Source organism: Micromonospora sp. NPDC049139, from assembly GCF_055586845.1.
In genome coordinates, this window is record NZ_JBVJHK010000016.1 from 174,945 (window position 1) to 187,595 (window position 12,651).

Sequence of the window (12,651 nt, forward strand, 5' to 3'; positions counted from 1 at the left end):
CGGCGGCGTCGGCAAAACACAGCTCGCAGTCAACTTCATCCGCAGCCAAGGAACAGCTGCCACAGTGGTCATCTGGGTGACGGCATCGCCGCGGGACTTGGGTCCTGGCGACCTACGCGGAAGCGGCTCGGGCAGTTCTCGGCCCACAAGAAGACGTTGAGCAGGCGGCCGACCGGCTTCTCACTTGGCTAGTGCTGTGTCCACTAACGTTCACCGGGTTTCCAGTGGCTTGTTGTGGATCCTCCCTGTAGAGGCGAGCGACTCCCCATCGATGGTTGGTGGGGCGGGCCACAGCGGGCCAAACCGACCCTCGCGCCGCCCGGTGGGCGGCGGGGGTCACGTCGGGACCGGCCGGCGCCGGGGAGGTGCCGGCCGACTCGACGGTGCGTGACCACCCCAGGCAGCACGGGCACGGCTGTGGGGGTGGTGGGTCCGCCGCCCGGGGTGCGGGTGGCGATGCTGGCCGCCGCGACCACATCGCGGTGGCCCGAGAATCTGCAGTGTGGGCAGGTCAGGGTCCGCCCGCGCGGCTTCGGCACGCGTCGCCGGCATGTCGGGCAGGTCGACGAGGTCCCGCGTTCGTCGACGAGGTGGACGGTGATGCCGGCGAGGGTGGCCTTGTCAGTGAGGATCTGCAGAAGCCGGCCGATTTGCCACTGCCGCAGCCGCAGGTTGTGCCGCCGCCCCGCCGGCAGGTCCAGGACCCCACGGGGGTCGCCGACGTGCAGCACCCCGACCCGCTGGCCGACGGCCCAGGTGACGACGGTGCGGGCGGCTTCGTGTTGGGCCTGCCGCACCCGCCGCCGATGCCGACCCTCCACCCGACGGGCCCGGGCCCGGTACTGGCGCCACCGCCGTGACCCCCGCTGACCCGGCTTCGGTGCCCGTCGGGCGACGGTCCGTTGGCGGGCTTTGGTGTCGGCCAGGTGCATGCGGTGCTCGGCGCGGATCGCCCGCCCCGACACCAACAGCGCCTCCCCACCGGGCCCAGCGACGGCGTAGGGGTGGATGATTCCCACGTCCACACCCGCCGCCCTCGCAGGGTCCGGCCCCTCACCCGCCGGATACACCGCGACCGGAATCTCGGCGGTGACGTCGAGGAACAACCGGCCGCCCTCGCACAGCAGGGTGATCGAGCGGACCTGCTCCACCGGATACGGCACCTGACGGGCCAGGCGCACCCACAACGGCTCGATGCCTCGTGCGGTGGGGATGCGCACCCGGTGGCCGTCGAGGGTAAAGGTGCCGTGGTACCAGCGCACCGGCACCAACCCCCGCCGCCGCCTGGGGGACCGCGCCGACAGGTCACCGGCCTTACGGCGTTTCGCCGCCGCGAACCACGCATCCGAAAACCGCCGCAACACCGACCGCGCCCCAGTCGAGTCCAACTCCGCGAACGTGCCCGGACCCGACGCCGACAACTCCCGACACAACTCCTGATAACCGGCCAGCGGCGCGTCCCGACGGCGACGCCGCCATGCGTTGACCTCCACCACGCACGCCCACACGTCACCGGCCGAGCGCAGCAGCCCGAAACACCGCCGCCGCTGCCCCGCCGTCACCCGCACCGCGACACGAGCGGTGCGATACACCACCGCAGGCGCGGCGGGATCCCGACGACGAGGCACAAACCGAAGCCAACACCACCCGTACGACATTTTTCATCGCCGTCGACCCGGCAAACGTTTGTGGACACAGCACTAGCGAGCACCAAGGACATCTGTTGGTCGTCCTCGACGATGTACATCATCTCCGACCGGGCCACCGGTCTTGCCCCCATGTCGTGCCTGCTGAAGAGGCTCAGAGGCGTGTGGCTACGCGAACGAGGTCGGCGAGTGCTCGGGAGCGGCTGTGTGGCGGCCAGGCGATGACGGTCGTCACGGTCGGCGCGTCGAGAACCGGCACGGCGGCTAGGCCTTCGAGCAGGTTGGCGCGGCAGGATTCGGGCAGGACCACGGTGGTGCGGCCAAGCGCGATCAGCTGGAAGAGCTGTGTCTGGTTGCGTACTTCCGCTCCGGGGCCTTCGGGATAGGCGCCGCCGGGGCCGGGCCAGCGGGCAAGCGGGAGGTCCGGCAGTGAACTGACATCCGCCGTCCGGACGTGGGATCTGTCGGCGAGCGGATGCGAGGCAGGAAGGATGGCGACCTGTCCCTCGGTGTTCAGAATTTCGGTGTCGAGTTCGGCCGTCGAGTCGAAGGGTTGATGCAGCAGTGCCACGTCGGCCTGGCCATCATGCAGCATTTGCTGGGGCTGGGATTCGCAGAGCAGCAGGTCGACGGCGATGGCACCCGGCTCGGCGGCGTACGCGTCGAGCAACTTTGCCAGCAGTTCGCCGGAGGCGCCGGCCTTGGTGGCCAGGACGAGCGAGGGCTGACTCGTCGCGGCACGTTGGGTGCGCCGCTCGGCTGCGGCCAGCGCGCCGAGGATCGCCCGGCCTTCGGCCAGCAGCACTGATCCGGCTTCGGTGAGGGTGACTTTGCGGCTGGTGCGTTCCAGCAACGCGACTCCGAGTCGTTGCTCGAGCTGAGTGATCGCCCGCGACAGCGGCGGCTGGGCGATACCCAGGCGCCGGGCGGCCCGGCCGAAGTGCAACTCCTCGGCGACCGCAACGAAGTACCGCAACTCCCGCGTCTCCACCCGTTCAGACTACCGGCGGATCAATATCGGCTGGGTATCGTTGCGTGACTCAGACGGTGTTGGTGCCCCGCCGGTGTCCGGTCACGATCAACGGCATGAGCGAACAGACGATTGCGCTGATCACCGGCGCGAACAAGGGAATCGGATACGAGATCGCGGCCGGGCTCGGCGCGCTGGGCTGGAGCGTCGGAATCGGGGCCCGGGACGAGCAGCGCCGGAAGGACGCCGTGGCGAAGCTGCGTGCGGCCGGCGTCGATGCGTTCGGTGTGCTCCTCGATGTGACCGACGACGCGAGCGTTGTGGCCGCCGCTGCACTGATCGAGGAGCGTGCCGGGCGGCTTGACGTGCTGGTCAACAATGCCGGCGTCGCCGGGGTATGGCCGGAGGAGCCCTCGACCGTTACGCCGGAGAGTATGCGGGCGGTGGTGGAGACCAACGTGATCGGCGTCGTCCGGGTCATCAACGCGATGCTGCCGCTGCTGCGCCGCTCCGATCGCCCGCGGATCGTCAACCAGTCCAGCCACGTCGCTTCTCTGGCCTTGCAGACCACGCCGGGTGTCGACCTCGGCGGGATCAGCGGGGCGTACTCACCGTCGAAGACGTTCCTCAACGCGGTCACCATCCAGTACGCCAAGGAGCTGAGTGACACCAATATCAAAATCAACAACGCCTGCCCCGGCTACGTCGCTACCGATCTCAACGGCTTCCACGGAACCAGTACGCCCGCAGAAGGCGCCAAGATCGCCATTCGGCTCGCCACGCTGCCCGACGACGGCCCGACCGGAGGGCTGTTCGATGACGCCGGGAATGTGCCCTGGTGACGAGCCCCTCCTTGCTCACCCACCGTTGAGACGCCCCACGAGGTCTCCAGGCTGTCAAAGACCTCGACTGGGTGTCGCGCAACGGACGCGAACGAATGAGGGGAACTTCGCATCATGGCTGCTATCTGGGCTCCGGACGACATACGACGAATCGGTTCTACCGACGAACTGCAGGTCGCCGCCAAAACTATCGACGGGACCCTGTCGCGCTGGTTGCGATCTGGGTCGTGTGCGTCAGTGAGCAGGTGTATGTGCGAACCTGGTACTGACGGAACAGCGGTTGGTTCGCTCACGTGGACTCCCGCCGGGCCAGCATCCGCTTCCAGGCATGCAGGCCGACGTCGCCGTCGAGGACGTTGCCGCCGGATCGGGTCGGCTGCGCGCGGTCCTCGGTGTTCAGGGCCGCGATCAGCTCGGCAGCGGCCGTGCTACGCGGCCGGTCGCTGACCTGGCCGTCGCCGATCTCGACGATTCGCCACCGACCATCATCGCGTAACGCGAGATCCGCAGTCACGAACGGCAGGTCCAAGGCCCGCATCGAAGCTTCCACGGCCGCCAGGTCGAGTTTTGTGGGTGGCTGGTGCTCCGGGGTATCGGGGTGCGCGGTGACCAGGCGGCAGGAACCCTCGACCCACCAGGTCCGCACCTCCGCCCCGACGAACGACTCGAACTGGCGCAGCACAAAGCCGCCGGCGAAGTCGTCACCGCGCAACTGCCGAAACCGGCTGGCCACCCGCCATGCCGCATCGCGATCGGCCACGTCCGGAATGAACGACGCCTCATGCCAGTAGTGCTTCATCGACTTGCTGTAGTCACGCAGGTCCGCAGCCAAGGGCCGCGCACGCGTGAAGGAAGCCGCGGCGATCGTCGCCGGAAGTCCAGACCGACCTTGGAGTGTGGCCTTCGACCGCCGGGTACCACCCGGGAAGCTCATGTGCCCGCCGGTAGTGCTCGGGGCTGGTCCGCACGGTCACACCGCGACCCGCGAGGGCCCGCACCAATGCTGCGTACTGCTCACTTCGCAGCATCCACCCCCGGTAAACCGCGTCCGCACTCTTGGGAACCCTGTCGACTGCCGCCCCCGTCCGCCTGTCCGCGAACGAAGGCGTCGTGGTCGATCACCGCGACATCGATTCCGGCCTGGCGGGCCGCTTCGGCCTCGTCGGCGAAGTGCTCGTCTGGCCGGCGGGGGCGCAACACATCGGCGGGCACCAGCAACATCATCCAACAACGATCAGCTAAACAGCCGACCAACGCATCCGAGTATCCATCCGGACCTGCTCAGCCGATGTCGCCCAGGATCACCGGCCCCGCCCGGTAACGGGTGCGCAGGCGGCAACCGCGCCTCATCGCGGCAGATCCGGACGTGGTGCGTTCGCGGGTTCACCAAGGCTGCCCGCCGGCACCGCGGGCACCTGTCCGGGGCCGCCTATGGCTGGGTGAAGCCCCGTGCGAGGGGCGGCCGGCCTGGAGTAGAAAGGTGCGGCATCGAGAAGGCTCGCGTGATTAATTGGGGATCGATCGATCTGCCCGTCCCGTGGCTGAACCGCCTGCCGGCTCGGGCACACGGCGACCCAGGTTGAAACGGTTGGCTGAGGTTCCCGGCGGCTTGGGCCGCGGGAAATCCGGCTCAGTTCTCGGCGACTTCACCGGTCGACGCTGTTGCGTTCATGGGTCGAAGCCGGCTCATCCGGGCCGCCCCGGCGATCAGGCTTAGGCTGCCGGTCAGCGCGAGCGCGATGATGCTGACCGCCAGCGGGTTGGCGATCTGGTTGGCCAGCGGATACATGTAGTCGGCGGCGAACAGCACACTGGCGGTGTTCGGGTCCGGGATCATGCTCAGCACGTTGTCCAGGGTGTTCACGCCGCAGGCGATGAGAGCCGGTAGGCCGAGCAGCAGGATCAGCCGCCGGGTTGGCCGTGGGGTCCGGGCGACCTGGTGAGCCATCCAGGTCATCCCCTGCCACGCCACGATCAGCCCGATGACGAACCCGGTGACCGTGCCGGCGAGCACGCCGCTCGGCTCGATCGGATAGGCGCTGACTTTGATGCCGGTCTGGTTGTCGTAAACGGACACGCGCAACAGCACCCGGTCCTGGTACGCCCAGAACACCCCGTTCGGGCTGTTCACGCGGGCCTGGCTGTTGACGCCGCCCTGGCTCAGGGCGCCGGTTCGCCAGCCCGCACTCGTCATGTGCTCGTGGGCCTCGGCCAAGACGGTTGGTGTCTCGGCGACCTGCTCGTAGACCCGGCTCTGGCCCATTGGCGCCGGCCGCCCGCCGTCCCAGCCCTCCTTAGCGAAATTCTGGAACTCGCCATACGTCCGGTAGGCGTGGGCCATGTCGAGGAGGTTGTCGCCCGGGAGTTCGTAGGCGAACGAGGCCGGCCGGCCGGCCAGATCGTCGCTGAAGGCGGCAAGATCGGGTGCTTCGGGGTTGGCGAACGCCCAGACGGCCAGAGCGCCGGCCCCGCTGAGCACCACCGCCGCCCAGATTGCCACGAGGCCGGCCGCGAGCCTGCCGGTCCAGGTGGGTGGCACGAACCGGTACCGGAGACCGTTCACCAGCAGGTGGGCCGCCTCGCCGCGCGACGGCCGGACCTGCCCCGGCTCGGCCGCGTCGAGCAGGGTGGTGAGGATTTCCAGTCCGCGTTCGCGACGGTAGAAGCCGGGGTACGCGCGAAGCAGACGGCGGTAAGAGTGCTCCAGGTCAGGCACGCTGAACTCCCCCGATGAAGCCGCAAGCCTCGCGCAGCCGGGAGGCGGCCACCTGGGCGTTCGACTGGAGTCGTTCCACCGCGGCTTCGAGCGCAGCGCGGCCGTCGCCGGACAGCGTGTAGTAGCGGCGCAGTCGGCCACCCACGGCCTCTTCCCGGTCGACGATGATCAGGCCCTCCGTGCTGAGCCGGTCGAGCGCCGCGTACAGCGTCCCGGCCTTGAGCTTGACCCGCCCGCCGGACAACTGCTCGACGGCCTGGATGATCCCGTAGCCGTGCAGCGGGGTGGCGCGCACCAGCGCGGTCAGGATGAAGAACGTCGGTTCCTGCATCGTCACGGCAACATGGTAGACCATCTTTATATGCAGCCGGCCTGAATATGGACTGGGTCTTGGCGTTGGCCGCTTGGCTGCATCGCGCAAAGCTCCGGCAGGTGACTACCCATCCGCATCTCGACGGATCAGTACGCCTGATCTTGGTCGAGGTTGGCCTCGTGGGTCAGATTGCGAATGCGGTGACAGCGCTGGTTTTGTAGTAGACCGGGCGGGGTCGGCGTCAGGTCTACTGTGCGGTGAATCGATGCGCCACGTCTGTGCTGCCGGAGTTGGAGCCCGGCCTATTATGTCGGCGAGCTGGCCGAAGGTGGACTATTGCGATGGTCCGAGGACGGTTGTGGAGCGGCGTCGGGACAGTCCGATGGCAGCTACGTTTTGTCATGTCTTCGCCGTGCCTGCTGAGCCGGGGTCGGTGGCGGGTGCAGGCCGGGGCGGGCAGAGCGCGGCCACGGCGATGGCTGCTGTTATCGCCGCCCCGGCGGGGTAGGCCATGCCGCCAAATTCGTCGGTGGGCACCAGGCCACGCCAGAACGGCGAGTCAGGCACGGCCGCGCCTGACAGTATGCCCAGGTATTGCAGACTACCGAGCAGCCAGGCGGGGATCAGCAAGACGAGACCGACGATGGCGGTGGTGGCAGCGAGAGGGGCTGCCCACGGACGGTGCTCGAGACGGCGGCTGGCCCAGCCGGCTAGCAGCCATCCAGCCAGCATGCCGAGCAGGCCGACGGCGAGCGTCGAACCGGTGAGCCAGCGTGGTTCCGCCCGGTAGATCGAGACCCTGAGCCCGCCTTCGGCGTACGCTGCGTCGAAGTAGTCCTCGAACGACAGCACGAGTGCGTCGTTGCGTGCGATCAACGCCTGCGAGTTGTTGCGCCGGGCGCCGGTTTCGATGTCGGTCGGGCTGGTCGAGTAGGTGTCGGTGACGGTCCAGCCGGCCGCCTCCAGGCGTTGCTGCAGGCCGGCTAGATAGGCGTCGACGTCCTCGGTCGCAGGCGTTCGATCGGTGCTGTAGCTGACCGACGCCGCATCGGTCTCACCACCGTTGTTGCGGAAGGGGCCGTCCGACCTTTCGTACCATCGTGCCGATAAGCCTGGGGTGAGCATCTCGGCGAGCTGAGTCCACGCCGCGCCGCTTGGTAGCGCCGGCGCCGCCTCCCAACCAATACGGTTCGCCAGCGACGCGCTCAGAAAGCCGGAGAAGATTGAGGCGAAGATAGCCAGCACGACCACGCCCCTGCTGAGTGGGCGACCGAGTCGGGCCCGCATGCCTTGCCGAAGCAGGTTGAGCGTCTCAATAGGGCCAGGCCGGACGTGTCCGGCCTCGGCAGCCATGAGCAGCGTGTCTGCCAGTTCTCCGCGACGTAAGCCCTTCGGGTAGACGCGCAGCAGCAGACGATATGGGGTGGCGAGGCGGCGGCTCATGCGAACGCCGGGCCAGGCCGCGAGGCGTTCAGCAGCCGCGATGCGATGCTAGCGTTGCGGGCCAGTCGCGCTGTCTCCTCAGCGAGTGCCGCCGCGCCGCCGTCAGTGAGGCGGTAGTAGCGCCGAGGACGCCCTTCAACGATCTCCTCTCTGTCGATCGCGACCAGTCCTTGGGCGGCTAACCGGTCCAGCGCCGCGTAGAGGGTGCCGGCCTGCAACCTGACCTGGCCTTCGGAGAGTAACTCGACCGCCTGGATCACGCCGTACCCGTGCCGTGGTTGATCGACCAGCGCGGTCAGGATCCAGAACGTCGGTTCTCGCATGGCTTTCGACATAGCCGTCAATATAAAGATTATCTGACTATGTTGCACCGGCACTGGTGCCGCGCCGGCTGGGGCGCTTACATCGCCCGCTTGCAGTCCCGGGCCACGCCCCGCGAACCGGCAGACCCGAACAAGCCACACGAGCACTCTCCGGTGGCCGGAGGGAGCACCAACGGCCACTGCATCGCCGGGCAACCCCCCTATCGCAACGTCCCGAACAGCGCACTCATCTCGGCAATAGCGGATGCCCAGCATCTGACGTCGGCATCGCCGGCAACGCAGATCGTGGCCGCATCCGGCGCCGCCGGTGTTCTATGGGATCAACTCAGCCACGGAAAGCGCCTCGTCCAGCCGACCAGCGGCCAGGTCGTCATGACGGATCACGAAACTCCCGTCACTCCGGTAATAGAACTCGTTATCTACGGGAAAGCGGGCGAGCGACACCCACTCAATCGTCAGCCGGTGCGTCTCCTTCTCCACATGGAAATACCATCTCGCGGCCGGGATGACGATCTCGCCGGTCTTCTCGCGCCACGCGAGGGTCTGCTCCGCAATACTCTTGATTACCTCCTCGTCGGCATACCCGCCGATATAGGCGCTGGCGTACCCGTTGTCAGGCGGCCAGAGATCGTTGGCCAGAGCACAGAGTTCGTCAAGGTGCGGCAGGTCACGCTCGAGGTCACGGGCCAACTGCTGCTGGAAGGGCGACAGGTCGTCCTCGTCCTCGTCGTCCTCGTCCTCGTCCGCCCCGAACCAATCGGGGAACTCCGCGCGCAGCGTGGCGCCGACGTCGTACTGCTTGTCGACGAACGCGTCGTCGGTGGATCCTGCCGCCACCTCGGTATCGGTGCCGGCCGGCACATACACGACTCGCCCGTACCTCCGCTCCCCGGTGGCAGCGGCCTGCTCGTGGTCCATGAAGAACAGCAGCGAGCCGTCTGCCGGCAGGCCGAAGCCGTCGACTCTTGGCAGCGCCGCACAGTCGACCGAGAAGATGAACGGCAACGGACTGACCCCGTCAGACGGCCAGTCCATGCCCACCGGCAGCCGGGGCAACCCACCGAACTGCCCGACCGGAACACCGCTGGATCCTCCGCTCAACCGGATCGACAAACGGAGGTGCTGGATGAACCGGCTGACCTCGTCGTCCGGGATACCCAACGCGAGCGCTGCACGCCGAAGCTGCCCCTGATGATCCATAGCGCAACATGGTGCCACGAGAGCGAGCCCGGCGACCGGTGCCCCACGGCCCTCACGCGCTGTCGTCGGCATCGCTGCCGCCGTGATCGGGTGCGCACATCTCGGCACGTCCGGATGCATGCACCCGGGCGTTCACCTTCGTCGCCGGTTTCGGGCCGGCCCTGACCTTCGTTCGCCGGTCATGAGCGACCGCGCGCGGACCGCCGCGTGATGCAGTCCGGGGCAAGGCCACCTTGCCTCCCGCCGCGGCTCAGGCCCACGGCGGCGGCTCATAGCAGGACGCACGAGAAGTCCCGGTGAGTTCTGCGGTTCCGCGGAATGCCGATCTTGACGCGGCAAGCGATCTCCCCGCGGCTGATGCCCATCCCCTTCGGCGATGAGCCGTTCGGGGCGAAGGGGCACGGGGTCGTCCAAGGTGACCGAAACCTGGGCAGACCAGGGGCTTTCGGGAGGGGGCGGGGTGAGCAGTTTCCCGCATGAGTCCCACTTCAGGGCGAACCGGTTGCGCCGGGTGATCAGCGGGTCGAGGAGGACGCGGGCGACGAGGGCAGAGGAGTTGCCGGAGTGGCCCTCCAGCGGGATCGGATCCAGGCACCGGACCGGGATGCGATCATGAACGGTGATTGTGCTGGTGCGGTCGCCGGAAACGCAGACGACCAGGAGCCAGATGTCGAGGAGTTTGCCGTTGGCATTGACGCGGAACTTCCCGTCGCCGGTGCCGGCGAGGCCGGAAGGGCAGTGGACGCAACGGAACGCGAGCAGGGGAAGGCGCGCGGGCCGAACGGTCCAGGGCAGCACGATATGAGGACGCGTAGACATGATCTCTCTGAAGACCTGACGGAAGGCATGGGAAAAAGAGCCGACGGCAACGTCGGCGACCGATGCACGGGGAAGGTGTCAGGTCTAAAGAGCAGGCGGCGTCACGCGGAGTGAAGTCCTCTCGTGAGTGGGTCGGAGAAGAAGATCCAGTTACAAGGTAGGGCGGGACGGGACGGCGAGGCCACCCATTTTTGTCCTGCCGCCGAGTACCGAGGGGCGGGGCCGGCGAGCTGCGCGTGGACCACGCGCCGATCGTTGCCGCGGCCCCCTTCTGGCGCATTCCGGCCGCCCCCGGTGGGACTTGTTCCTCCCGCTGGCCTTCGACCTGCCCTCCGGCAGCGTCGCGGGGACGACCGCCGCCTCCCTGCCGCGGCGGATTGGTGAACAGAGAGGATAGGAGCAGCCTCCTCGAAAGCCCAAGCCCGGACATCCGTCGTCGTCACGGCAGCGCTCGCGTCGCGGCAGTCGAGTGCAGTCGATCTTGGCTCGCGCTGCAGATCTAACCGCTCGGTTGCGGCGAACTTGTGTGATGTCCTCGATAGACCGCGCCGTGGTCACGTCTGGAGGCCGCATAGGCGGGCAGTGACGATTGCCAACGTGCCATGAGCAGCGAAGAGACGGGTGGCAAGATCACGGGGCCGGTTCGTATTCTCGGAGGCTCGATCGTCAGAGCTCGGAGGTGCCGCCGCGTATGCCGCCCGTTCCGGTCATCACTCTCGCCGCTGGCCGTGTACCCGGTCCGGAAGCCGTCTGCGATGCCGCCGGATGCCCGCAGGCGGCGATGGTGACCTGGCAGGTGGCACGGTCCGGGGTCATCTTCGGCGACCGGTGGATCGCTGGTGAGGACATCGACCTGTGCCGGGAGCATGACGAGCGGGCACTGCGGTTGACCGGCGCCGAGGACTACGTCGACGTCTGATCGGTGGCGGGTGGCCACAGTTGGAAGCGGGCGTGCTCGGCCAGGGCGGCGACGTCGTCGACGGGCCGGCTGTACCGTTGCAGGGCGGCCATCTGGTGGCTGGCGAGGTGGGCCAGGGCGGCTCGGATGGTGGCCGCAGGGTGGCCGGTGAAGCCGGGAGCGATCCTGCGGAAGATGGTGGAGGCGCACTACGCCACGCTCGATGCCGCCGGCGACGAGCCGGTCACCGTGCGACCCGCCGACGTCGTCCGCGCGCTGGCCCAGGTTGCCCGCCGGGAGCGTCCCGCCGCCGCGTAGGGCGATGTCGGACGACCAGGCGGCTCCGCACCGGCCTGACGGCCCTGGTGTGGGCCCCGGCTCGTGCCGCTGATATGGAGACGCCGTGGTCGTCGTCAGTCACACGGTGCCGGCCGCGCCACCCCTTCGGGCAACCGGGTGCGGTCATTGGTCCGGGCGTACGTCAAGTTCGCGTCGCTCAGGTCCGCACTTCTCAGGTCCGCGCCGCGCAGGTCCGCGCCGCGCAGGTCCGCGCCGTGCAGGTACGCGTCGGTCAGATTCACGGTGGCCAGGTCCGCGCGGGTCAGGTTCGCGTCGGCCAGGTTCGCGCCGGCCAGGCTCGCGCTGTGCAGATCGGTTTTGGCGAGGTCGAGTACGCGGCGGAGTGGTCCTTTCGGACCACCCTTGTTGTCGTGGGTGCTGTCGCGGCGCCCCAGTACAGTCAGCGCGGCCTGGATGTCGATCGTCAAGGGAGACGGCGGCGTGAGCCGTTTGGGTGCGGGAGAGTGGACCCGGACGAACGCGGTGAGGATGTCGACGACGGCGGGCTGATCGTCGGCCGAGTCGCGCATGATGCGCTCCAAGGCGTAGATTGCCCCGAGCCGCACGTCTACCTTCTCCGGACTGGACTGGCCGAGCTGCTCGACCGCCTTGGTGAACCGGTCGGTGATCTGCCCCTGCGCGGTAAGCCGCTGCTGTTCACGGTTGGCCTCGCTGGTCTGACGGTTGGCCTCGTTGGTGATGTACAGGCCGATAGCCACGAACAGCACCGACAGGATGCTGCCGATGGCCACGAGTCGCTGCCAGGGGTCGGGCTTGACGTCGATCGGCCCCACCGGGACCAACTCCAGCCGAACCGTCGACCGAGGGTGCTCGGTCGCGGACTGACCCCTGGCTCTCGGTCGCCGCTTAGTGCGCACGCGTTGACGATTTCCAGCATTCGACCGATCACGGGACGACGGCACATGTCCATTGAAACCGATACGACCGACGAACAAGACCCCGCAGTCACACCCAGGCATCACGGATTCGAAGGACCAAGACGAGCACCCGGTGGCCAGCCCCACCGACGCGTTGGTTGGGCTCAGAAGCGGGGTAGCCATGCGTTGATCGCCGCGGCGACCTTGTCGTACCGAGTGGCTACCCTGCGGTGACGTTTGAGCCTGTTGATTCCGCACTCCACC

The 12,651-nt window shown here is 68.0% G+C and carries 15 protein-coding genes; 4 read left to right on the plus strand and 11 right to left on the minus strand.

Annotated features, from left to right (window positions below):
• Positions 1 to 203: 203 nt before the first annotated feature.
• Both ACZ6Q9_RS24735 and ACZ6Q9_RS24740 read right to left on the minus strand, forming a co-directional pair.
• Entirely contained in the window at positions 204 to 1,658 is a 1,455-nt protein-coding gene (locus ACZ6Q9_RS24735; RefSeq protein ID WP_396829692.1) for an RNA-guided endonuclease InsQ/TnpB family protein, read from the minus strand.
• Between the two features lie 142 nt (positions 1,659 to 1,800).
• Complete coding sequence (locus tag ACZ6Q9_RS24740; protein WP_396829694.1) at positions 1,801 to 2,637, minus strand: LysR family transcriptional regulator; 837 nt, start codon at positions 2,635 to 2,637, stop codon at positions 1,801 to 1,803.
• Between the two features lie 95 nt (positions 2,638 to 2,732).
• On the opposite strand from ACZ6Q9_RS24740, the gene ACZ6Q9_RS24745 reads away from it, so the two are divergent.
• Positions 2,733 to 3,458, plus strand: a complete 726-nt coding sequence (locus ACZ6Q9_RS24745) for an SDR family NAD(P)-dependent oxidoreductase (protein ID WP_396829695.1) — start codon at positions 2,733 to 2,735, stop codon at positions 3,456 to 3,458.
• A 289-nt stretch (positions 3,459 to 3,747) separates the two neighbouring features.
• Here ACZ6Q9_RS24745 and ACZ6Q9_RS24750 read toward each other — a convergent pair whose 3' ends face one another.
• The 8 genes from ACZ6Q9_RS24750 to ACZ6Q9_RS24785 form a co-directional block, all read right to left on the minus strand.
• Complete coding sequence (locus ACZ6Q9_RS24750) at positions 3,748 to 4,257, minus strand: ATP-grasp domain-containing protein (RefSeq protein WP_396829696.1); 510 nt, start codon at positions 4,255 to 4,257, stop codon at positions 3,748 to 3,750.
• Positions 4,258 to 4,472: 215 nt separating this feature from the next.
• Positions 4,473 to 4,682 carry a hypothetical protein gene (locus ACZ6Q9_RS24755; protein WP_396829698.1) on the minus strand — a complete coding sequence of 70 codons (210 nt, stop codon included), beginning with the start codon at positions 4,680 to 4,682 and terminating at the stop codon, positions 4,473 to 4,475.
• Between the two features lie 406 nt (positions 4,683 to 5,088).
• Positions 5,089 to 6,174 carry a hypothetical protein gene (locus ACZ6Q9_RS24760; protein ID WP_396829700.1) on the minus strand — a complete coding sequence of 362 codons (1,086 nt, stop codon included), beginning with the start codon at positions 6,172 to 6,174 and terminating at the stop codon, positions 5,089 to 5,091.
• Entirely contained in the window at positions 6,167 to 6,505 is a 339-nt protein-coding gene (locus ACZ6Q9_RS24765; protein WP_396829723.1) for a PadR family transcriptional regulator, read from the minus strand. The genes ACZ6Q9_RS24760 and ACZ6Q9_RS24765 overlap by 8 nt, the downstream gene beginning before the upstream one ends.
• A gap of 381 nt (positions 6,506 to 6,886) precedes the next feature.
• The gene (locus ACZ6Q9_RS24770) at positions 6,887 to 7,930 is read right to left on the minus strand and encodes a hypothetical protein (protein ID WP_396829701.1); all 1,044 of its coding nucleotides are present in this window, start codon (positions 7,928 to 7,930) and stop codon (positions 6,887 to 6,889) included.
• Complete coding sequence (locus ACZ6Q9_RS24775; RefSeq protein ID WP_396829702.1) at positions 7,927 to 8,265, minus strand: PadR family transcriptional regulator; 339 nt, start codon at positions 8,263 to 8,265, stop codon at positions 7,927 to 7,929. Before ACZ6Q9_RS24775 ends, ACZ6Q9_RS24770 begins: the two co-directional genes overlap by 4 nt.
• A gap of 300 nt (positions 8,266 to 8,565) precedes the next feature.
• Positions 8,566 to 9,453: a DUF1963 domain-containing protein gene (locus ACZ6Q9_RS24780; RefSeq protein WP_396829704.1), complete on the minus strand. Its 888-nt coding sequence runs from the start codon at positions 9,451 to 9,453 to the stop codon at positions 8,566 to 8,568.
• 132 nt (positions 9,454 to 9,585) lie between these two features.
• Positions 9,586 to 10,122 (minus strand): DUF1062 domain-containing protein, encoded by a 537-nt coding sequence (locus ACZ6Q9_RS24785; RefSeq protein ID WP_396829725.1) that lies wholly within the window; start codon positions 10,120 to 10,122, stop codon positions 9,586 to 9,588.
• Between ACZ6Q9_RS24785 and ACZ6Q9_RS24790 the strand changes: the two genes are divergently transcribed.
• The 3 genes from ACZ6Q9_RS24790 (at position 10,018) to ACZ6Q9_RS24800 (ending at position 11,488) form a co-directional block, all read left to right on the plus strand.
• Entirely contained in the window at positions 10,018 to 10,386 is a 369-nt protein-coding gene (locus ACZ6Q9_RS24790; RefSeq protein ID WP_396829726.1) for a hypothetical protein, read from the plus strand. The genes ACZ6Q9_RS24785 and ACZ6Q9_RS24790 overlap by 105 nt on opposite strands.
• A 670-nt stretch (positions 10,387 to 11,056) precedes the next feature.
• Complete coding sequence (locus ACZ6Q9_RS24795) at positions 11,057 to 11,191, plus strand: hypothetical protein (protein WP_466021433.1); 135 nt, start codon at positions 11,057 to 11,059, stop codon at positions 11,189 to 11,191.
• A gap of 147 nt (positions 11,192 to 11,338) precedes the next feature.
• Positions 11,339 to 11,488, plus strand: coding sequence for a hypothetical protein (locus tag ACZ6Q9_RS24800; RefSeq protein WP_396829707.1), 150 nt, complete (start codon positions 11,339 to 11,341; stop codon positions 11,486 to 11,488).
• 95 nt (positions 11,489 to 11,583) lie between these two features.
• On the opposite strand, the gene ACZ6Q9_RS24805 is transcribed toward ACZ6Q9_RS24800, so the two are convergent.
• A complete protein-coding gene (locus ACZ6Q9_RS24805; protein WP_396829709.1) occupies positions 11,584 to 12,303 on the minus strand; it encodes a pentapeptide repeat-containing protein in 720 nt (239 codons plus the stop codon).
• Positions 12,304 to 12,651: the final 348 nt, after the last annotated feature.